This is a genomic window from Marinobacter halophilus, from assembly GCF_003007685.1.
GTDB classification, from domain to species: domain Bacteria; phylum Pseudomonadota; class Gammaproteobacteria; order Pseudomonadales; family Oleiphilaceae; genus Marinobacter; species Marinobacter halophilus.
In genome coordinates this window covers 1-17,283 of record NZ_PXNN01000006.1, presented here as the reverse complement: position 1 = coordinate 17,283, position 17,283 = coordinate 1, and the positions used below count along the sequence as shown (strand labels likewise).

Annotated in this window: 28 protein-coding genes and 1 pseudogene; 10 read left to right on the top strand and 19 right to left on the bottom strand. The window is 52.8% G+C overall.

From position 1 onward, the window contains the following. Positions 1-50 precede the first annotated feature (50 nt). The 5 genes from C7H08_RS04195 to C7H08_RS18335 all read left to right on the top strand — a co-directional run bounded on the left by C7H08_RS04195 (position 51) and on the right by C7H08_RS18335 (position 2,081). Positions 51-302 carry a type II toxin-antitoxin system Phd/YefM family antitoxin gene (locus C7H08_RS04195; RefSeq protein WP_106670527.1) on the top strand — a complete coding sequence of 84 codons (252 nt, stop codon included), beginning with the start codon at positions 51-53 and terminating at the stop codon, positions 300-302. Next, positions 299-553 (top strand): Txe/YoeB family addiction module toxin, encoded by a 255-nt coding sequence (locus tag C7H08_RS04190; protein WP_106670526.1) that lies wholly within the window; start codon positions 299-301, stop codon positions 551-553. The genes C7H08_RS04195 and C7H08_RS04190 overlap by 4 nt, the downstream gene beginning before the upstream one ends. A gap of 345 nt (positions 554-898) precedes the next feature. After that, the gene (locus C7H08_RS18085; RefSeq protein WP_133169818.1) at positions 899-1,081 is read left to right on the top strand and encodes a hypothetical protein; all 183 of its coding nucleotides are present in this window, start codon (positions 899-901) and stop codon (positions 1,079-1,081) included. Positions 1,082-1,287: 206 nt separating this feature from the next. Beyond that, positions 1,288-1,671, top strand: coding sequence for a reverse transcriptase domain-containing protein (locus C7H08_RS18340; RefSeq protein ID WP_227663376.1), 384 nt, complete (start codon positions 1,288-1,290; stop codon positions 1,669-1,671). Positions 1,672-1,763: 92 nt separating this feature from the next. Then, entirely contained in the window at positions 1,764-2,081 is a 318-nt protein-coding gene (locus tag C7H08_RS18335) for a group II intron maturase-specific domain-containing protein (RefSeq protein ID WP_227663377.1), read from the top strand. Positions 2,082-2,322: 241 nt separating this feature from the next. Here C7H08_RS18335 and C7H08_RS04180 read toward each other — a convergent pair whose 3' ends face one another. The 4 genes from C7H08_RS04180 to C7H08_RS04165 all read right to left on the bottom strand — a co-directional run bounded on the left by C7H08_RS04180 (position 2,323) and on the right by C7H08_RS04165 (position 3,620). Beyond that, on the bottom strand, positions 2,323-2,637 hold the full coding sequence (locus C7H08_RS04180; RefSeq protein ID WP_106670525.1) for a HigA family addiction module antitoxin: 315 nt from the start codon (positions 2,635-2,637) through the stop codon (positions 2,323-2,325). A 10-nt stretch (positions 2,638-2,647) separates the two neighbouring features. Next, positions 2,648-2,926 (bottom strand): type II toxin-antitoxin system RelE/ParE family toxin, encoded by a 279-nt coding sequence (locus C7H08_RS04175; RefSeq protein WP_106670524.1) that lies wholly within the window; start codon positions 2,924-2,926, stop codon positions 2,648-2,650. Positions 2,927-3,072: 146 nt separating this feature from the next. Further along, positions 3,073-3,345, bottom strand: coding sequence for an antitoxin (locus C7H08_RS04170; RefSeq protein WP_106670523.1), 273 nt, complete (start codon positions 3,343-3,345; stop codon positions 3,073-3,075). Further along, positions 3,342-3,620 carry a BrnT family toxin gene (locus tag C7H08_RS04165; protein ID WP_106670522.1) on the bottom strand — a complete coding sequence of 93 codons (279 nt, stop codon included), beginning with the start codon at positions 3,618-3,620 and terminating at the stop codon, positions 3,342-3,344. Before C7H08_RS04165 ends, C7H08_RS04170 begins: the two co-directional genes overlap by 4 nt. Positions 3,621-3,795: 175 nt before the next feature. Between C7H08_RS04165 and C7H08_RS04160 the strand changes: the two genes are divergently transcribed. Together C7H08_RS04160 and vapC are read left to right on the top strand one after the other, a co-directional pair. Continuing rightward, positions 3,796-3,990: a type II toxin-antitoxin system VapB family antitoxin gene (locus tag C7H08_RS04160; protein ID WP_106670521.1), complete on the top strand. Its 195-nt coding sequence runs from the start codon at positions 3,796-3,798 to the stop codon at positions 3,988-3,990. Beyond that, on the top strand, positions 3,987-4,388 hold the full coding sequence (gene vapC / locus C7H08_RS04155) for a type II toxin-antitoxin system VapC family toxin (protein WP_106670520.1): 402 nt from the start codon (positions 3,987-3,989) through the stop codon (positions 4,386-4,388). Before C7H08_RS04160 ends, vapC begins: the two co-directional genes overlap by 4 nt. Positions 4,389-4,470: 82 nt before the next feature. Here vapC and C7H08_RS04150 read toward each other — a convergent pair whose 3' ends face one another. Both C7H08_RS04150 and C7H08_RS04145 read right to left on the bottom strand, forming a co-directional pair. Then, complete coding sequence (locus tag C7H08_RS04150; protein ID WP_106670519.1) at positions 4,471-4,758, bottom strand: helix-turn-helix domain-containing protein; 288 nt, start codon at positions 4,756-4,758, stop codon at positions 4,471-4,473. After that, positions 4,751-5,062, bottom strand: a complete 312-nt coding sequence (locus tag C7H08_RS04145; RefSeq protein WP_012137896.1) for a type II toxin-antitoxin system RelE/ParE family toxin — start codon at positions 5,060-5,062, stop codon at positions 4,751-4,753. Before C7H08_RS04145 ends, C7H08_RS04150 begins: the two co-directional genes overlap by 8 nt. Before the next feature lie 392 nt (positions 5,063-5,454). Here C7H08_RS04145 and istA point away from each other — a divergent pair. Further along, positions 5,455-6,996: pseudogene (gene istA / locus C7H08_RS04135) on the top strand (IS21 family transposase). Between the two features lie 12 nt (positions 6,997-7,008). Further along, on the top strand, positions 7,009-7,764 hold the full coding sequence (gene istB / locus C7H08_RS04130) for an IS21-like element helper ATPase IstB (RefSeq protein WP_106670518.1): 756 nt from the start codon (positions 7,009-7,011) through the stop codon (positions 7,762-7,764). 97 nt (positions 7,765-7,861) lie between these two features. Here istB and ltrA read toward each other — a convergent pair whose 3' ends face one another. From ltrA to C7H08_RS04085, 10 genes are all read right to left on the bottom strand, one after another. Further along, complete coding sequence (ltrA, locus tag C7H08_RS04125; RefSeq protein ID WP_106670517.1) at positions 7,862-9,142, bottom strand: group II intron reverse transcriptase/maturase; 1,281 nt, start codon at positions 9,140-9,142, stop codon at positions 7,862-7,864. A 557-nt stretch (positions 9,143-9,699) separates the two neighbouring features. After that, positions 9,700-10,059 (bottom strand): hypothetical protein, encoded by a 360-nt coding sequence (locus tag C7H08_RS04120; protein ID WP_106670516.1) that lies wholly within the window; start codon positions 10,057-10,059, stop codon positions 9,700-9,702. 124 nt (positions 10,060-10,183) lie between these two features. Beyond that, positions 10,184-10,498 (bottom strand): HigA family addiction module antitoxin, encoded by a 315-nt coding sequence (locus tag C7H08_RS04115; protein WP_106670515.1) that lies wholly within the window; start codon positions 10,496-10,498, stop codon positions 10,184-10,186. A 10-nt stretch (positions 10,499-10,508) separates the two neighbouring features. Further along, positions 10,509-10,787: a type II toxin-antitoxin system RelE/ParE family toxin gene (locus C7H08_RS04110; protein WP_106670514.1), complete on the bottom strand. Its 279-nt coding sequence runs from the start codon at positions 10,785-10,787 to the stop codon at positions 10,509-10,511. A 147-nt stretch (positions 10,788-10,934) separates the two neighbouring features. Continuing rightward, on the bottom strand, positions 10,935-11,522 hold the full coding sequence (locus C7H08_RS18080; protein ID WP_207768284.1) for a hypothetical protein: 588 nt from the start codon (positions 11,520-11,522) through the stop codon (positions 10,935-10,937). A 118-nt stretch (positions 11,523-11,640) separates the two neighbouring features. Beyond that, on the bottom strand, positions 11,641-11,925 hold the full coding sequence (locus C7H08_RS04105; RefSeq protein ID WP_106670513.1) for a hypothetical protein: 285 nt from the start codon (positions 11,923-11,925) through the stop codon (positions 11,641-11,643). A 101-nt stretch (positions 11,926-12,026) separates the two neighbouring features. Further along, entirely contained in the window at positions 12,027-12,497 is a 471-nt protein-coding gene (locus C7H08_RS04100; RefSeq protein WP_106670512.1) for a hypothetical protein, read from the bottom strand. A gap of 119 nt (positions 12,498-12,616) precedes the next feature. Then, a complete protein-coding gene (locus C7H08_RS04095) occupies positions 12,617-12,949 on the bottom strand; it encodes a hypothetical protein (protein WP_106670511.1) in 333 nt (110 codons plus the stop codon). Between the two features lie 87 nt (positions 12,950-13,036). Continuing rightward, the gene (locus tag C7H08_RS04090) at positions 13,037-14,170 is read right to left on the bottom strand and encodes a DUF6602 domain-containing protein (RefSeq protein ID WP_106670510.1); all 1,134 of its coding nucleotides are present in this window, start codon (positions 14,168-14,170) and stop codon (positions 13,037-13,039) included. A gap of 131 nt (positions 14,171-14,301) precedes the next feature. Next, positions 14,302-14,799, bottom strand: a complete 498-nt coding sequence (locus C7H08_RS04085; RefSeq protein WP_106670509.1) for a hypothetical protein — start codon at positions 14,797-14,799, stop codon at positions 14,302-14,304. A 131-nt stretch (positions 14,800-14,930) separates the two neighbouring features. Here C7H08_RS04085 and C7H08_RS18075 point away from each other — a divergent pair, with 131 nt between their 5' ends. Next, a complete protein-coding gene (locus C7H08_RS18075; protein WP_133169816.1) occupies positions 14,931-15,239 on the top strand; it encodes an uL1 family ribosomal protein in 309 nt (102 codons plus the stop codon). Positions 15,240-15,394: 155 nt separating this feature from the next. Here C7H08_RS18075 and C7H08_RS04075 read toward each other — a convergent pair whose 3' ends face one another. The 3 genes from C7H08_RS04075 to C7H08_RS18330 all read right to left on the bottom strand — a co-directional run bounded on the left by C7H08_RS04075 (position 15,395) and on the right by C7H08_RS18330 (position 17,214). Continuing rightward, complete coding sequence (locus C7H08_RS04075; RefSeq protein ID WP_106670507.1) at positions 15,395-15,907, bottom strand: hypothetical protein; 513 nt, start codon at positions 15,905-15,907, stop codon at positions 15,395-15,397. A 122-nt stretch (positions 15,908-16,029) separates the two neighbouring features. Next, positions 16,030-16,527 (bottom strand): DUF3291 domain-containing protein, encoded by a 498-nt coding sequence (locus C7H08_RS04070; RefSeq protein WP_106670506.1) that lies wholly within the window; start codon positions 16,525-16,527, stop codon positions 16,030-16,032. Between the two features lie 465 nt (positions 16,528-16,992). Then, positions 16,993-17,214, bottom strand: coding sequence for a GDCCVxC domain-containing (seleno)protein (locus tag C7H08_RS18330; RefSeq protein ID WP_106669738.1), 222 nt, complete (start codon positions 17,212-17,214; stop codon positions 16,993-16,995). Between the last annotated feature and the right edge of the window lie 69 nt (positions 17,215-17,283).

Genomic DNA, 17,283 nt, shown 5'->3' with positions numbered 1-17,283 from the left:
TGGCGTACGGTATCCTGTTCATGGACCACATCCTGTACAGGAGCAGCCTTATGGATGCCATAAGCTACACAGCCGCTAGAACCAATCTAGCAAAAACCATGGAACAGGTCTGTGAGGACCATTCCCCTGTGATCATCACCCGGAGCAAGTCGCAGTCCGTGGTAATGATCTCCCTTGAGGACTACGAGGCGCTGCAAGAAACTGCATACCTTCTGCGCGCACCAAAAAACGCGCGGCGTTTGATGGAATCCGTTGCCGAGCTGGAGCAAGGCGGTGGTCAAGAAAAGGAACTTCTTGAGTGAAACTCATCTTCTCCGAGAACGCCTGGGAAGACTATCTATACTGGCAAAAAACCGACAAAAAGATCCTTAACCGAATCAACAAGCTGATCAAAGAGACCAAGCGAGAACCGTTCGACGGTGTTGGTAAACCGGAGCCCCTCAAGCACAGCCTCGCCGGTTACTGGTCTCGCCGAATCAATGAGGAGCACCGAATGGTGTACAAGGTCACGGATGATGCCTTACTTATCGCCCAGGTTCGATATCACTATTGATTTAACGCTTGGGCTCAGCCGCCGCTTTGGAGGCGCACCGCGCCGGAAAAGTGGTCGGCTGCAGCCCCTGGTGTACGCCCAGCATGGGCATGAACTAATGAGGTGAAAGTCCCCTGTGGGAAGATCACCGTTCAATGGCTTTAGCCGATTGAACGCTAACCACTAGCGAATGGCAAGGGCCGATCCGCGAGGAGCGATCTCCGGAGCGCCGGCCGGAAGTAAGCCGCTAGCAAAACTGCGAGCTGATGAACAAGAACATCATACGAGGCGTAGGCTGAAGGCGAGTTGGCACCAGACGACGAAGCCACGTGATCTAACGGCCACCGTAAATGATGCAGCAGTGCAGTGACAGTGCATGTCCTTATCTGGGGCGGTCCGACGTATCGGGATCTGCTCAACGAGCGATCGGTCAATTACCAGTCAGGCTCCTGGTCGATCAAGCCTGGGCGCAGCCGTTGCCATCGGCGGTTGCGAGCGAACGAGATGGACACCGATAGCGCCGACGGGGGTAACTCCGCCGGTGATTGAGCAGAAGTCAGCAGCGGCCATAGTAGCCAAACGCCCGTCGTAATGGATGGGACAGGGTGAAGGGCCTAACACCGAGAATAAAGGAGGAGCCTTGACCGACTTGAACACACGAATGCCGACCGGCAGTGACGTGACTCAGCGTACGGTGACGAAGCCAGCCTTGGAAGCAAGTTCGAGCCAACAAAGGGGCAGCAGGCGTCGACGGCATGACCATCGACGAATTCCCCGGCTGGGTAAAGGCTGGCCACTGGAACACGGTCAGGCAGTCGATTCTCTCGGGCGACTATCAACCGGCGCCGGTAAGGCGGGTTGTAATCGGCAAGCCGGACGGTGGCAAGCGTGAGCTTGGCATTCCAACGGTGGTAGACCGGGTGATTCAGCAAGCCATTGCCCAGATTCTGATGCCAATCTTCGACCCGGGATTCTCAACGGACAGCTACGGCTTCCGGCCGGGTCGCAACGCGCACCAGGCAGTGCGACGGGTGCAGAGCATCCTCAAGGAAGGGAGGCGCTTTGCCGTGGATGTGGACCTGTCGAAGTTCTTCGATCGGGTGAATCACGATCTGCTGATGACTTTACCATTCTGGTAAACAGCCACCGAGCTGGCGACCGGGTACTGGCCAGTATCAGCCACTTCCTGGAACACTGCCTGAAACTGACGGTCAACACGACCAAGAGCCGTGTGGTCAGAACCAATGAGAGCAAGTTCCTGGGATTTACCTTCAAGGGAACCCAGATCCATTGGCACCCGTACACGTTGCGCAAGTTCAAGCAGCGCATTCGGATACTGACGAACCGGAACTGGGGCGTGTCGATGCACTACCAGCTTTTCAAAATCAGCCAGTATATCCGTGGCTGGATTCACTACTTTGGTATCGCCACCGGCTACCAGCGCTGCTGCGATCTGGACCACCGGATCCGTCGCCGCGTCAGGATGGCTCACTGGCGACAGTGGCGTAAGCAAGTGGGCGGCACTCCGCCACCAAAGTCCGGAATCTGATGAGGCTGGGCGTTCATGTACAGGCTGCCGTTGCGTGTGGCATCACCAGCAAAGGGCCATGGCGCAGTTCCAAGACCCCGAGTATTCAGCAGGCATTATCCAATGATTACCTGAAAGCCGAGGGACTGGTATCGCTGCGCGATGGATGGATCAAACTTCATCATTCCCGGTGAAACGCCCTGTGCGGAGCCGCATGCAGGGTGTTGTGGGGGCTGGGGGTTAGATACCCTCGGCTACCCGATTATGCCCTGTGGTCTAACTTGGATGCCGAATTCCAAGGTCGAATATTCTTAAGCTGTTCAGCCAAAGTATCCTCTGCAACCTCGGTATCGTAGGCGGCTTGCGCTCGCAACCAATAGCCATTTGACAAGCCGAAGAATCGGCAAAGGCGCAAATCCGTGTCGGCGGTTATAGAACGCTTGCCAGCTATGATCTGGCCAATGCGCTGGGCGGGCACGCCTATTTCCTTGGCGAGCCGATACTGGGAGATCCCCATGGGATCAAGAAACTCTTCTTTCAGTAACTCGCCCGGCGTTACGGGATCAATGGTACGCATGAGTTACCTCCTAGTGATAATCAACAATTTCAACGTCTTCTGCACCAGACGCAGTCCAGCGAAAACACACCCGGTACTGCTTGTTTATGCGAATACTGTACTGGCCTTGGCGGTCCCCGGCCAACGGCTCCAACCTGTTACCCGGTGGCACTTTCAGATCATCCAATTGAGTCGCTACCTGCAGCTGTCGCAGTTTTCTCAACGCCACGCGCTCAAAATTCACAAAGCGCTTAACACGACGTCCGTTCGCCAGCTTTTCGGTATCTTTACACTTGAATGATAGGATCATGAGTCCAATAATGACGCGCCACACTATTAACGTCAAGCGTTACTGTTGCGCCAATCAATGGATTGGAGGGGCACAACGCCCGCCATCACCGGTGACGGAACCAGAGCGAAGCGGAGGTTTTGGCATCCGGTGCATGGCCTGGTTAGCTATCGATCCTCGTGCAAGCGACCTTCAACATATTTATGAAGGATGCTGGCAACAAGCGTTTGGTAGGGGATGCCTTCTGCAAGAGCCTTCTTCTGCAGCCCCCTAAGATCCTTGGAGGATAGTCTGATGTTAATACGGGCATCTTTCTTGAACATGGCCTCGGCGTACTGTTGATGCCGCAGTTTCCTGTTTTCACTGTCTGGCGACCGCTGCAGCTCTCCTGCATCGAATGCATCCAGAATTTCTTGCTCTTCTTTATCCAGCCTACTCATTTTGGACCTCCCAAATAGGTTTTGGTCGCTTTCCGGCTCGGGATGATCGTTTTCAGAAAAACCTCATCCTCTGACTCCACAAAGGGCACCAAATACGCATACCCCTCGATCTCAACCACATGAATTTGTTGCTCCGGATATCGCTCCTGATTCGGATGCTCGAACGTATCCAGGATGCCTCCAACCGAGATATGCAAAACCACATCCTCGAAAGAGACGTTCCTTTCTGCTTGAAGAAGCTTATTCTTCTCTGGGTTCCATGTGATAGGTTTCATGAGTCAAATCTTAGCACATTGTGTGCTTTTTGTACTCAATAGCTAACGCCCGGCTCACGCGCCGGTTTGGAGCCGCAGCGCGGCGGAAAATCGGTCGCTGTGCAGCCGATTGTTATGTTCTTCCTGAAGTGCTAGATTGTGTATAGATATTTAAGTTTATACACATAGGTGCCAGATGAGAACGAACATTGTCATTGACGATCAGTTGATGGCCGAAGCCCTCAAGGCCTCCGGCTACGAAACCAAAAAAGAGGCCGTTGAGCAAGGCCTGAAACTTCTGGTCCAGCTTAGCAAGCAACAAGAAATTCGAAAGTTGCGAGGCAAAGTCGAGTGGGAAGGCGACCTGGATGAAATGCGGAGCGCCCGATGATACTGGTGGATACCAGCGTCTGGATCGACTATTTCAACGGAGTCAAAAACCCGCAAACCGACCTGCTGGACGCCTCGATAATCCAAGGATCAGTCGCTATCGGCGACCTCATATTTCTGGAAATCCTGCAAGGCATCCGCAACAACAAACAATACCGTCAGACGAAACAAAGCCTGCAAGCGCTGAATCAATATGAAATGTTTGGCAAAGCTATGGCAACCAAGTGCGCCGACAATTATCGAGCGCTTCGAAAAAGGGGCATCACGATCAGAAAAACTGCCGACGTGATTATCGCGACCTTCTGCATAGAGAAGGAGCTACCTCTTCTGTTTTTGGATCGCGACTTTATTCCTTTTGTTGATCACCTTGGACTCGAGCCTGCTCTGAAAGAAACATAACGCCCGCCATCACCGGTGACAAAACCGCAGCGAAGCGGAGGGTTTGGCATCCGGTGCATGGCCTGGTTACACCTCACTTTGGTCAGTGAAGCTGATTGAAAACTTCCGGGTGTTGCTCAGCAATGCGCAAAAGCGCCACCGCAGGCCCCTGCGGTTCACGCCGACCCTGCTCCCAATCCTGAAGGGTTCGCACACTAACACCCATTAGACCGGCAAATGCAGCTTGCGACATGTTCAACTTCAGCCTGATCACTTTAGGCGGTGAGGGCTCTGATAGCTCATGGGTTCGTAGAGCCAATTTGCCCTTCTTGAACTGCTTGATTTCATTGATGCCATCAAGAATCTCTGCCCCAAGGTTCCTGTCACCCATTTTTGATTGCCTCCGCTATCTGCTTGAGCGTATGGCCAGGAATGCTGGCGCGCTCTGATTTACTGTACAGCGTGAGCATCCATATCTCGTGGTCAGACTTCTTCCAGTAGTAAATGGCCCTGATACCACCGCTCTTTCCCGAACCCGCTGGTGCCCATCGAACTTTACGAACGCCACCTGAGCCTTTGATTAGATCCCCGGCATCCGGCTTCTGCAAAAGGTAGGTTTGAAGCCCACGATATTCCTCGTCCGTGAGGTAGTTCGGCAATAGCTTGGTGAACGTTGAGGTTTCGATGAATAGCATCACCAAAATATACGGCGATGCCGTATAAAATTCAAGGCCAGGTTAGTGAGGTGTAATCGGGATAGGGAGGCACCTCACGATGCCCCTCCTCCCACATCACCGGGCATACGGATCACGTACCACGGCGATTCAGTGACTTGATTCAACCCGTTACCGTACTGCCAATTCCGGCAGTCCATAGCTCCGGAACAACCGAGCCGGTAAGGCTGCGTATTCCAGACCAAGGTTGCCACTGATTCCAGACGAAGCCTGCCACCCATTCCACGCGAAAGCTGCCACTGATTCCACGGCAAAGCTGCCACCCTGGCAGGCTGCCTGACTCACCCCATCAAAGCCGCGTGACGCGGGATAACTTAACGGTACTCTGACCCTTTTCATCCGGAGAAGGTCAGATGCCAGCGAAGAGGTTATCCATGCGAAAAATCAAAGAAGTCCTTCGCCTCAAGTGGGAGCGGGGCCTGAGCAATCGTCAGATTGCGGCGGCCTGCGGCGTCAGCCGCCCCACCGTGAGCGAATACCTGCGCCGTACCGCTGAGGCTGGCCTGAGCTGGCCACTGCCTGCGGATCTGGATGAGGCCCATCTGGAACAGTTGCTGTTCCCGCCGCCACCGGACCTGCCGGCCCAGATCCGGGGCCTACCGGACTGGCAGCAGATCCACGAGGAACTCAGAGGCAAGAACGTCACCCTGTTCCTGCTTTGGCAGGAGTACCGGCAGGCCAATCCGGAGGGGTATCAGTACAGCTGGTTCTGCGAGCACTACCGGGCCTGGCAGGGCAAGCTGGATCTGGTGATGCGCCAGGACCATCGGGCCGGTGAGAAGCTGTTCGTGGACTATGCCGGCCAGACCGTGCCCGTCATTGACCGTACCACCGGAGAGATCCATGAGGCGCAGGTCTTTGTCGCGGTGATGGGCGCATCCAATTACACCTACGCCGAAGCCACCTGGAGCCAGACATTGCCGGACTGGATCGGCTCTCACACCCGGGCCTTCCAGTACCTGAATGGAGTTCCGGAATTAGTGGTCCCCGACAATTTGAAATCGGGCGTTACCAAGGCTCACCGGTACGAGCCGGACCTCAATCCAACTTACCAGGATATGGCTGCCCATTATGGGATCGCCATCGTCCCCACGCGCGCCCGTAAGCCCCGCGACAAGGCCAAGGTGGAAGGGGGTGTGTTGATCGTCGAGCGCTGGATCCTGGCGGCGTTGCGCCATCGCCAGCACTTCTCCCTGGGTCAGCTTAACGCCACCATCCGTGAGTTGCTGGAGCGGCTGAACACCCGGCCCTTCCGCAAGTTGCCTGGCTGCCGGCGCGACCACTTCGAACAGCTAGATAAACCGGTTCTACAGCCATTGCCGGTAGAGCCATACACCTATGCCGAGTGGAAAATAGCCCGAGTCCACATCGACTACCACGTGGCTATCGACGGTCACTACTACTCAGTGCCCTAAACCCTGATCAAGAAAGAGGTGGAGGTCCGCATCACCCACAACACCATCGAGTGCTTTTACCGGGGCAACCGGGTCGCCAGCCACCGGCGCTCTGATCAGAAGGGGCGACACACCACCATTGCCGCTCACATGCCCGAATCCCACCGCCAGGCCGGCGAGTGGTCGCCGGAACGGCTGATCGGCTGGGCAGCCAAGACCGGACCGGCGACGGAGAAGCTTATCCGCACCGCACTGGGTGCCCGCAAACACCCACAGCAGGCGTACCGCTCATGTCTGGGCATTCTCCGGTTGGGGCAGAGCTACGGCGAGTCGCGGCTGGAGGCCGCCTGCCAGCGAGCCCTGATGCTGGGAAGCTGCCGCTACAAGAGCATTGAATCCATCCTCAAACACCGTCTGGATCAGCAGCCCCTGGAAGAGCAACAGGAACTGGCCTTGCCCGACACCCACGACAACATCCGTGGCCCCGCCTACTACCACTGAAGGATCTCTGACATGCTGAAACATCCTACACTGGACAAGCTCCACGCCCTCAAACTGACCGGCATGGCCGCCGCCCTGGCGGATCAGTCGGCCACCCCCGACATCACCGACTTGAGCTTCGAGGAACGCCTCGGGCTGCTCGTGGACCGGGAAATGACCGAGCGAGACAACCGGCGCATGACCAGCCGGTTGCGCCGTGCCAGGCTGCGACACACGGCCATCCTCGAAGACATCGATTACCGGAACTCACGGGGCCTGGATAAAGGGCTGGTGCAATCACTGGCCGGCTGCCAATGGGTAAAAGAGCACCTGAACGTGCTCATCACCGGTCCCACCGGGGTTGGCAAAACCTGGCTGGCCTGTGCACTGGCACACAAGGCCTGCCGGGAAGGCTACACCGCACAGTACGTGCGCCTGACCCGACTGTTGCGGGAGTTGACCATTGCCAAGGGCGACGGCCAATACTCAAAACTCCTGACAAGTCTGGCCAAGGTTGACGTGCTGATCCTGGATGACTGGGGGCTGATGAAACTGAGCGCGGAGAACCGAAGGGACTTGCTGGAGGTGCTGGAAGACCGACATGGCAGGCGCTCCACCATCGCCACTAGCCAATTACCCATGGATCAATGGCATGACGTCATCGGGGACGCCACTCTGGCCGATGCCATCCTGGACCGCCTCGTTCACAACGCCTACAAGATCAATCTCAGGGGCGAATCCATGCGAAAGCGGCAGGCAAAGTTGACGGACACTACGGCTTCGGAGTAAGAAGAGAAACCCCTCGTCGCTACGCTCCGATGGGTGGCAGCCTTGCCCCGGTCCGGGTGGCAGGCTTCACGTGGAATGGGTGGCAACCTTCAGCGGTTTACGCAAAGGCTTCCCGCAGTGCCGGCGAATGACTCAGGCGCCACGGGCCGCGGGCTGATTTCGCGGTGTTCCAGGCCAACCTGACCGAGACACCCCGCTTTCTCAGCTCACGATACCCCCTTCGGCCCCATTGCTTCCACACGTAACTTCTCATTCTCCGCCGTATCCACTTGTCCAGGTCCCGCAGCGGGCTCAGTACTTCGGCTGCGTCGAAGTACGCTTTCCAACCAAGCAGGGTCTCTTTCAGATCTGCGATCACCTGGGCCAGTGAGTGGCCCCGTGTTCGGCGGCTCAGTTTCCGGATCTGGGCTTTCAGCTTGGTGATGGCTTTGTCAGCCACTTTCAATCGCTGCCCTTTCCGGCTGAGGGTGAAGCCTAGGAAGCTCCGCTTCCAGGGCCGGTCTACCGCGCTCTTTCGTGTATTCACTGTGAGCCTCAGTGAGTCCTCGATAAAGCGTGTCAGACTCACCATCACCCGCTCTCCTGCGCGGCGGCTACCAACATAGATCTGGCAGTCATCCGCGTAGCGGGCAAAGTGCAGGTTGCGCCTCTCCAGCTCCCAGTCCAGTTCGTCCAGCACCACATTCGCCAACACCGGAGACAGTGGCCCACCTTGTGGCACGCCCTCGGGTGTGGGCTCTTTGTGATGGTCGATCTGGACGCCTGCTTTCAGGTACTGGTTGATCAGCCTGAGCAGTGGTCTGTTCGGCGTGTGCCGTTTCAACCGTGCCATCAGGCGATCATGGTTTACCCGGTCAAAGAAGGCTTCAAGGTCCAGATCCACCACCCAGCTACGACCTTCCCGAGCGCAGCGTTGTCCGTACCGGACCGCCTGATGAGCGGAGCGTCCCGGACGGAAGCCATAGCTGTGTGGGTGGAAGCGGGGTTCCCAGTCTTGCTGGATAACCTGGGCTATCGCCTGCTGGATAAAGCGATCCAGCACCGTCGGAATGCCCAGAGGGCGGGAGCCGCCGCTGGCTTTGGGGATGGTGACCCGCCGGACCGGCTTCGGTCGGTAGGTCTGCTGGAGCAGCTGTTGCCGGATTTCTGGCCAGTGTTGGCGCAAGTAATCCGGCAACTCATCGACCGTCATGCCCTCGATGCCTGGCGCTCCCTTGTTACGTCGAACCTGTTTCAGGGCGCGATTGAGGTTGTCCCTGCTCAATACACGCGCCATCCACGGTGAGGGTTGAACGAAGTGCGAGTTTTCCCGCTTTCCGGCAACGGGTTCATCCCCTGGGTTCTCCAGGGGCAGCGCAAGCTGCTTTGCGGATGCCATCCCGTTTCCCTGCACGGACACTCGACTCCTGTCTCTGTTCGGGCCTTCAGTTCACGGGCGAACCTACTATGCCCTCGGCTGATTTCTGCCACGCGATCAGAGGCGATCGCTCGTCTCTCAGTGGGTCCGTCCACACATGGCAGACCTCCCGGGGTAAGGCACAGAGCTTTCACGGCGTAGACGCCCGATTTATAAAGCACATCCCGGTCGCAGAAGGAGGGCTTCGCGGTCACGTGCCCGCTCGCCCCGGATGTACCACACCTCGTATCGGGTTCCTGTTCGTCGCCCCGCCGCTTTGGATTGGGCTTACTTCCGGCCGGCGCTCCGGAGACCTCACCTCGCGATGACGCCCTTGCCCTTTTCCTAGCCTTCGGCTCTGCGAACACCTGGCAGGAGGACTTTCACCCGGGCGGCGTTCACCTCCCTAGTTCTGTGCCATGCCCGGCACACACGCTGAAATAAGCGGCGGCCCGACAGGGGCGTCCGGTGGAGGCCGAAGGCCGGAACGAACTTGATTGACTTGTTACGTGGCATGCGAACTCCACGCAACAAAGACCTTAAGCACTGCAATGCTTTTGGACGTCTTCAACCTGTTTCTCAAGGCTTGGAATCTGAAGAGTGACACCGTCGTGATAAATGGTCTCGCCTTTCCATTCAGGCTTTTTATCGAGTGCTGTGCGAAGAGCTGAGTCTAATTTTTTGAGTGATGTTGATTCTGTGCAGAGACACTCATAGAGATTGGAATCAGTACTACGGCACTCCCCGGCAGCGTCCATTAGGGAAGACAGCCCATCATCGATCTCGTGGAGTAAAGGAGCATCCTCATCCTTTATCTGAATGGTTTCCCCGGCGGCATTAGTGAATGCTGGCATAAGGGTAACCAGGAAAATAAGACCGAAACGTAAATTGAATCCCATACTCAATTAACTCCCTGTTTAAATTGATCTCAAAACCATCGATGTCGATGCAACGTAACGCCCGGCTCACGCGCCGGTTTGGAGCCGTGAAGCGGCGGAAAATCGGTCGCTGTGCAGCCGTTGGTTATGCCCTGTGCCCGATTTCAGATACAGCATTCCACGGACGAATATTCTTCAACTGATCCTCAAGGGCATCTTCCGCAATCTCAGTGTCGTAGGCTGCCTGAGCTCGCAACCAGTAGCCATTGGACAAACCAAAAAAGCGACAAAGTCGCAGGTCCGTGTCTGCGGTTATCGAACGCTTTCCAGCAATAATCTGGCCTATCCTCTGAGCAGGCACCCCAATCTCTTTGGCCAAGCGGTATTGAGAAATACCCATCGGCTCAAGAAACTCTTCTTTAAGTAATTCGCCTGGCGTTACAGCTTCAATGTTGCGCATGAGTTACCTCCTAATGGTAATCAACAATTTCGATATCTTCCGCGCCAGCCTTGGTCCAGCGGAAGCAAACCCGAAACTGCCTGTTGATTCGAATGCTGTGCTGACCTTGGCGGTCACCATGTAATGGCTCCAACATATTTCCGGGCGGTACTTTAAGATCATCCAACTGGCTTGCAGCCTGAAGTTGCCGAATTTTCCTCAAGGCAACTCGCTCAAAATTGACGAAGCGTCTGACGCGGCGTCCGCTTGCCAGCTTCTCGGTATCCTTACACTTGAACGATATGATCATATGGGAATAATGACGCAGAGCGTTAATAACGTCAAGCGTTAATATGCGGCAAAGTAGGCTGAGAGAGGGGCATAACGCCGCCAACATGCGCGGCTACGAAATGGAGGCGAAGCCGCAATGTAGTGGTCGTCGCCGTGCTTGGCCTTGTTAGAGTTGATCTTTATCATATGTTAGACCTTTAACCACATATCCAAGCTCAGATTGCTTAACCAGAAGCTCAACTTCTATTCCCCGATCGGGAAGAGAATTATAGGTCTGCTCGGAAATACAGTAAAAAAACAAATGGCGGCTAAATGAATCAAACTCTAATCGATGCCGACAACCCCACCGTCGCCGACTAGCTCCCGATTGTTTTTTTACTTCAGCAGTCAAAGTAGCATCTTCACCAAAAGTTTCTGTAAATAACTTTGGAACGAAAAACGCCGAATTTACCCAAAACAACCCAAAAAGCAATACAGGCCCTCCGAGAAATAGAGCAAACTCTTTTAACCCCTTGGGGAAAAGACTGGACTCTCTGAATGAACAAAAAATTCCCTTGACATATAAAAGCCAATAAATAGCGCACAAAAATACAATCAGGCCTAACGATATATAGACCGACCACTTAGAGATTACAGGATCAACCACAAAATCATGTGAAAACAATGAAAAAATTGATCCAATACTGGATACTGCTGTAACGATACCTAAAACTATATGATCTAACGAATAAATTTTTCTCGTTATAGTCATCACCGGCCTTTCTTGAACTCTAACGCCTGCATAAACGGCGGCTTTTTTGTAGCGAAGCGGAGAAAAAGCCGTCCGGTGGAGGCCCATCGGGCCGGAACGTATTTAATGCACTGGTTATACGTTACTCAATTTCGATACCTGTACCATCGTTTGAAGAACCGGGTGAGCCGCGATTCATACGCGACCGGCAGTCGACAATTGGGAGTTCCGAAGCAGAGATTGCCAAATCAGCCCTTCGTTTCACGCCCTTGCTGCTTGCCCACGGCCAGATACCAGAAAACAAAACAAGCCCAACGAAACCGGCAAGATAAAACATCTCCGCCTGATCACTAAACGAACCAAACAGAGCCAGGCCGACTGAACCGACAAGAATTAACGCTGAAATCACTTTGCGAGCTTTAAGCACTTTGCCTCGAACCTACCTGCGTATAACGCTGAAATAAGCGGCGGCCCGTCAGGGACGTCCGGTGGACGGCCTCCAGGCCGGGAACGAACTTAATTGACTGGTTATGCAAGGCCGGTACACGCTTGAATCCCCTCGAGAACCAGATAGTCACCGAACCCCCAAACCAGGGTGCCAATAACGACTATTGTTCCCTCTATCCGAAGGAGGCGCCGCTTCACCATGTCAATCGTTTTACCGGTGCCTGAAATGTACTCCTCAATCAAAGGCTCCAGCTTGGAATGTGCGGATTCTCTCTGCTCAGAGTCGAGCCCTTTGTCGACAAACATTTTGTCCGCTAATTCACGCATCTCCTGGGCATGATCAGTAAAGCGAGGACGTGCGGCCTCAATAATCTCCGGTAGTCCTTTCATACTAAAGATAATCCCGACACAGACAGCAAGCGCACCAAAGCGGGCAAACATTGTGGGCTCGCAAATGCCTGCCGCGATGAGATAGCCAACCAGCAGTAAAACGATCGTTGCATATATCGAATGCTTTTCGTCTTTCGACAGCTTGAACTTATAACTGAACATCACTCTCCTTGTGCATAACGCCAAAATTCAGCGGCGGCCTTTGCGTAGCGAAGCGGAGAAAAGGCCGTCCGGTGGAGGCCCTTCAGGGCCGGAACGTACTGGAATGATTTGTTATGCATTTACCAGTTTACGAGAACATCTTTAACTTTGTGCGTTGCGGCATCAAAACCAACGGCCCAAAAAACTTCATCCTCACTGGCAGAGTATTTCGCCTTCCAAAGGGTAAGCTGCGAACCAGCTCTTCGAAGGCAATCTATAAACTCAACCTCACTCAACTCTCCCAGTTCATGCTGAATGCTTTCGCACGATGAAATGTAGGCATGTTCAGTAATAGTAGCGTCGCTCTCTTCGCGAAGTGATGGGGCCGACATTTCCTGCAAGAGAGCAAAACTCTTCCCGTCATGCAGCTCTATTACCTGCTTCGCAAGCTTCCTTTCCATATCTGAAATCATGTTTCCTCCTTGGTGCATAACGCTGAAACTTTGCGGCAATTTTGGAACCGCGAAGCGGTGGAAAAATTGTCCGACAACAGTGCCTTGTTATATTTTTACTTCAGAACAAGGTACTATCACTGGGCCTTCCTTGTTAAAAAACTCTACTGTAGCGCCACTTTTTTCAAAAAACTCTTTTGCGCTGGCATAAGACTTAATATCGAGTCCTTTTGGAATGAAAACTAATAACGGTTTCATTTCGTCTAGAGATAGCGACAGAAGCTCTTCTCGTGAATCTGGAAATGCTCCAACAATTTGAGAAAAGGACACTATGTCAATTAAAAGCATGCTACCTTCGACTTCACAATGTTTTGGGCACGGCCGTATATTTCTATAGAGATAGCTTTTCTCATTACTGGCCATTTTCTCGCGGTTTTCTTGAATAACGTTACTCAAGAAAGCGCCCACAGACCCCGTTCCCGGCGAAGGAATGGTATGAATTTCTAGGCCAAATTCATCCCCCTTCTCTATGATCTGAGTTTGTATGTAAAAATCTTCGTCCAGGAAATATATATCCGGAATGCTGCAATATGTTATTGGAATCTTACCCTGCGCTCCATCTGATTCGACAGTCAGCGATAGAACACAGTCTTCGAGAATATCCTTTAGAGCGTTAACAATCGTGTCTTTTTTGCACGACAGAGAGAATGCAAAAATATTAATGGTGTTAATTTCTTTATATTTTCGACCGTTCCAGCCTAGATTGTTATAGAAAGTACTCCTTACAACGTCTTTCAAATTCGTAGCATTTAGGGTTTTCTTTACTTCAATTGCAGATATAGTGCTGCCAGGATTAATCACTACAAATTCGTCACACCGATACACCACACTTCTATCGGAATCATCGTAAACAAGGACATCAATTTGCTTGCCGTGTTTGTCTCTCGATGAGTCGTAAACAAAACCAGTGCCAACCTTATTATTAGTTGGAGCAAATTCTCTCAGCGTATTTCTAATCAAATTTTCATAAAAGCTGCCAACTGTTGGAGCATGCTTGATAACGTTTTCGAACCACTGAGCTTCTGATTTTATCTTCCGATGAAATCGATCAGCCAGAAAGTTCTCTTCATTCCAGTATAGCTTTTCTAGGAGGCCAGTATTTTTATCTTCAACAATGATACATCTGCCAGAAGGTTGCTGGAGGTCAACAATTTCTTGCTCTTCCTTAGGGCGCTTCTTCAATTGTACCTCCTAGAAATATAACGCTTGCAGCATGCGCGCCCATGGAATGGAGCCGAAGGCGCAATGTAATGGGCGTCGCCGTGCCTGCACTGGTTAAATTCTTTTCCGAGCAACGCCCTGGCCTCAAACCACTATTCTCCATCAAGGGAATGGCCGATTATTCCCCACCGGTCGTTATCCTTTCGTAGGTTAATTTGACCACTTTTGATGACGTAGCCCTCATCGGCAAATGGCGAATGCGGGTAAACGGTTTTAAAATCAATCTCCTCGTCGAAATAAAACCGTATTGAAACTTTATCTCCACTTTCCGTTATCTTGGCTTCCTCGCTCAACACGTCCCGGTCGGTTATTACGGAATTTTCCCGTGGGGCACTTTGATACATGAAGTCCAGCATTTTAGAACCAGAATTTAGTTTCTCACGTGCGTCCGAGTGCAAAAACTGGCCATAAATCTCTTTACTCGCGTCATCTTGCACGTACTTCACGTAATCTTGCGCGAACGCGAGTGGAGATTGCTCTGAAAATACGTCATCTGGAATATCCTGCTGACCAGAACCATTATCGGAGCTACCGCATGCAGTAAGCGCAACCACGAATGAAAACAACGCGATCGAAAATAATATTTTCATCTTTCTTCCTTTTTTGCAGCTTTACAGCCAACTCCCTGGGAGCATCAGGCTTTAGGTTTTGAATTTAACGCGAAGCTAAGCGGCGGCCCGTCAGGGACGTCCGGTGGACGGCCTTCAGGCCGGGAACGTACTTGAGCGATTGGTTAAGTGTTTTCACGCTGCTGCACCCCATCACCCGCCTTTTTTTCGTCAATGATGTCCTGGTACAGAGGCTTCACGCTGAGCCAACGGTGTGCATATTCACCCCGGGGCCCTCTGTTCTGAAGGCACCGATCCTGGGGTGGCGTGTTGTTGGCCACGAAAAGATAGAAGACCGGTCCAACTATCGGTATGACAGTCACGCAGCTAACGGCAATCTTGAATGCAAGATGCTCATTGCTTCGCCAAACCTTGGTCAAAAGGAAAAGCGACACGATTCCGGAGCCGACCGCTATGACTAAAATTCTATCCATAATAGACACTTAACGCTGATGGTAACCGGCGCCGGAGCGAAGCGGAGGGAACCAGAACCCGCAAGGGTTATGGCGTCCGGTTGACCGACTGGTTAGTGGCGTATTCCGACGCTGCCTGAACTTAGCACACCATTCGAATTCAATTAACGCACCAATGCTAATCGACTTCTGGATTTCTCCTCTAACAGCTTACCAAGCTCCTCGAGCTTTTCTTTACTAAAACTTCCAAAGCCATGAAAGCCCATCATGAAGCGTAACCCATCCAAGGTTTTTACCTCTAAGATATAGTTCATAGCACTGTTGCCGTCTGACGCAATGACTCTCACGATCGTCATTGCGCCATCAGACGAGAATTTACTGTTTCGCTTTCCAAACCAATGCTTACCCTTCAACACAAATATAGAACCACCGTTTTCCAACGTAATTCTCTTATCTGGAATGAGTATATACAAAAGCCCGTAGACCATTAATCCTGCTGCTATGCTTGAAAACCAAAACCAAGCTTCCAGTCTTGGTTTGTCCCAGAGGAAAACTGTAAAAATAGCTGCAAGTAGACCTATCACTCCAAAAATAATCGCGCTGGGTAAAACCGGACGGTCGAAGCACACGCTGTCACCGTTCGATCTGACCATTTTGTACATATCGGTCGAAAACATGTATCTAGACCTTTTTAGAACTTTAAGGACAGAGGCTCGCCGCCACTAACGCCAAAAATAAGCGGAAGCCCGACAGGGCCGTCCGGTGGAGGCCGAAGGCCGCAACGAACTTAATTGATTTGTTAAGTGGCTGGACATTCACCACCCAAAGTATCGGTCGGCACGCTGGCCAATTCACTGGGAGCCGGGAAGGCTTTTTTGAACGTGAAAGCCTCGGCGGTTGGTCCGTGCTCTCTCAGGATGTTTAGTTTTCGCGCTGCTTCTTCGACTGACGGAATGTGACCGGCAGGCACCCACCAAAGAACCATGTATGCCTCACCCATTTTGTGGAACCACTCTTTCTTGCGACGCATGATCTCGACATGGGCAGAGCGATAAACGTAATTATGCAAAGCCTCGATCGAATCCCAGAGAGAAAGATTCACGATCTTATCAGAGCCGAAATAATCAATGCCGGTGGCATCACCTTCTTCGGTTTGCAAGCGCCAGACGAAACCAGGGGAATCCTCAGCCAACGCGTTGATCCTGTCCAAATTCTCGACGAAATCTGAAAGCTGAGGCGAATCGATTGGAGCCATCAGCGTGGCAATGTTGAGCTGGGCAATTTGATACTTACTCACAGTTTCCTCCCTGAAAACACTTAACGCCGGCCATAAGGGGCGCCCTGACAAGGGCGTCCCGTGGAGGGCCATCGGCCCGGAACAGACTTAATGGCCTGGTTAAGTTGCAGTCCCACGCCAACTGCAACCACTTGGTTAGTTCTTGCGGCGTGAACGCCATAAACCCCACCCGCCAACAATGAGAAGAAAAAGGTTTGCCAGCAGTGACGCTCCCCAAAACTGAATGCTAGCGGATTGCTGCTCCAACATTTCTGGCGTTGCATCCTGATAAGGAAGGGAGGCTCCAGAAAATTCCAAGAAGCTGAAAAAAGCTCCTAAAAGCCCAACCACAACGAAAATGAAGCTCCCTACTCGCATGCTATTCCTGCAATTTAACGCCGAAGCACAGCGGCGCCCTTGGAGTGGCGACGAAGGAGCCACGCAAAGGGCGTCCGGCGGCCATCGGCCGCATACTGCTGCGACTTGTTATGGGCCAGGAGCACAACACCCTGACCCTTGCTGAATCGGCGGGCACGGTACTGTGCCGTATGAACAAAAAACACAGCAGTCTCCATGCTTGGGTTTTAGTAAAACATGGCAAGACTCACACTCGTAGAAATACTGGCATGAGTCGGTAGGCATGGTTTCGGTTTTCTGGTGGCCACAGTTTGGACACTCTATTGTTGATTCCAAGATTACATCGACCATAGCCATGCCCTCCCGAAAGGTGTGAATTTCAGCCCTACCCGCACTGACCTTGGCTCAGCACAAAAAACT

Excerpts from the sequence above, each read along its gene's own strand:
- C7H08_RS04180 (WP_106670525.1), bottom strand. The coding sequence starts at position 2,637 with ATGCGTACCATTGATCCCGTAACGCCGGGCGAGTTACTGAAAGAAGAG.
- C7H08_RS04115 (WP_106670515.1), bottom strand. The coding sequence starts at position 10,498 with ATGCGCAACATTGAAGCTGTAACGCCAGGCGAATTACTTAAAGAAGAG.
- C7H08_RS04110 (WP_106670514.1), bottom strand. The coding sequence starts at position 10,787 with ATGATCATATCGTTCAAGTGTAAGGATACCGAGAAGCTGGCAAGCGGA.
- C7H08_RS04170 (WP_106670523.1), bottom strand. The coding sequence starts at position 3,345 with ATGAGTAGGCTGGATAAAGAAGAGCAAGAAATTCTGGATGCATTCGAT.
- C7H08_RS04075 (WP_106670507.1), bottom strand. The coding sequence starts at position 15,907 with ATGTTTTCGACCGATATGTACAAAATGGTCAGATCGAACGGTGACAGC.
- C7H08_RS04160 (WP_106670521.1), top strand. The coding sequence starts at position 3,796 with ATGAGAACGAACATTGTCATTGACGATCAGTTGATGGCCGAAGCCCTC.
- C7H08_RS04145 (WP_012137896.1), bottom strand. The coding sequence starts at position 5,062 with ATGCTATTCATCGAAACCTCAACGTTCACCAAGCTATTGCCGAACTAC.
- C7H08_RS04175 (WP_106670524.1), bottom strand. The coding sequence starts at position 2,926 with ATGATCCTATCATTCAAGTGTAAAGATACCGAAAAGCTGGCGAACGGA.
- vapC (WP_106670520.1), top strand. The coding sequence starts at position 3,987 with ATGATACTGGTGGATACCAGCGTCTGGATCGACTATTTCAACGGAGTC.
- C7H08_RS04095 (WP_106670511.1), bottom strand. The coding sequence starts at position 12,949 with ATGATTTCAGATATGGAAAGGAAGCTTGCGAAGCAGGTAATAGAGCTG.
- C7H08_RS04150 (WP_106670519.1), bottom strand. The coding sequence starts at position 4,758 with ATGGGTGACAGGAACCTTGGGGCAGAGATTCTTGATGGCATCAATGAA.
- C7H08_RS04100 (WP_106670512.1), bottom strand. The coding sequence starts at position 12,497 with ATGTTCAGTTATAAGTTCAAGCTGTCGAAAGACGAAAAGCATTCGATA.
- C7H08_RS18330 (WP_106669738.1), bottom strand. The coding sequence starts at position 17,214 with ATGGTCGATGTAATCTTGGAATCAACAATAGAGTGTCCAAACTGTGGC.
- C7H08_RS04165 (WP_106670522.1), bottom strand. The coding sequence starts at position 3,620 with ATGAAACCTATCACATGGAACCCAGAGAAGAATAAGCTTCTTCAAGCA.
- C7H08_RS04085 (WP_106670509.1), bottom strand. The coding sequence starts at position 14,799 with ATGAAAATATTATTTTCGATCGCGTTGTTTTCATTCGTGGTTGCGCTT.
- C7H08_RS04195 (WP_106670527.1), top strand. The coding sequence starts at position 51 with ATGGATGCCATAAGCTACACAGCCGCTAGAACCAATCTAGCAAAAACC.
- ltrA (WP_106670517.1), bottom strand. The coding sequence starts at position 9,142 with ATGGCATCCGCAAAGCAGCTTGCGCTGCCCCTGGAGAACCCAGGGGAT.
- C7H08_RS04120 (WP_106670516.1), bottom strand. The coding sequence starts at position 10,059 with ATGGGATTCAATTTACGTTTCGGTCTTATTTTCCTGGTTACCCTTATG.
- istB (WP_106670518.1), top strand. The coding sequence starts at position 7,009 with ATGCTGAAACATCCTACACTGGACAAGCTCCACGCCCTCAAACTGACC.
- C7H08_RS18340 (WP_227663376.1), top strand. The coding sequence starts at position 1,288 with ATGACCATCGACGAATTCCCCGGCTGGGTAAAGGCTGGCCACTGGAAC.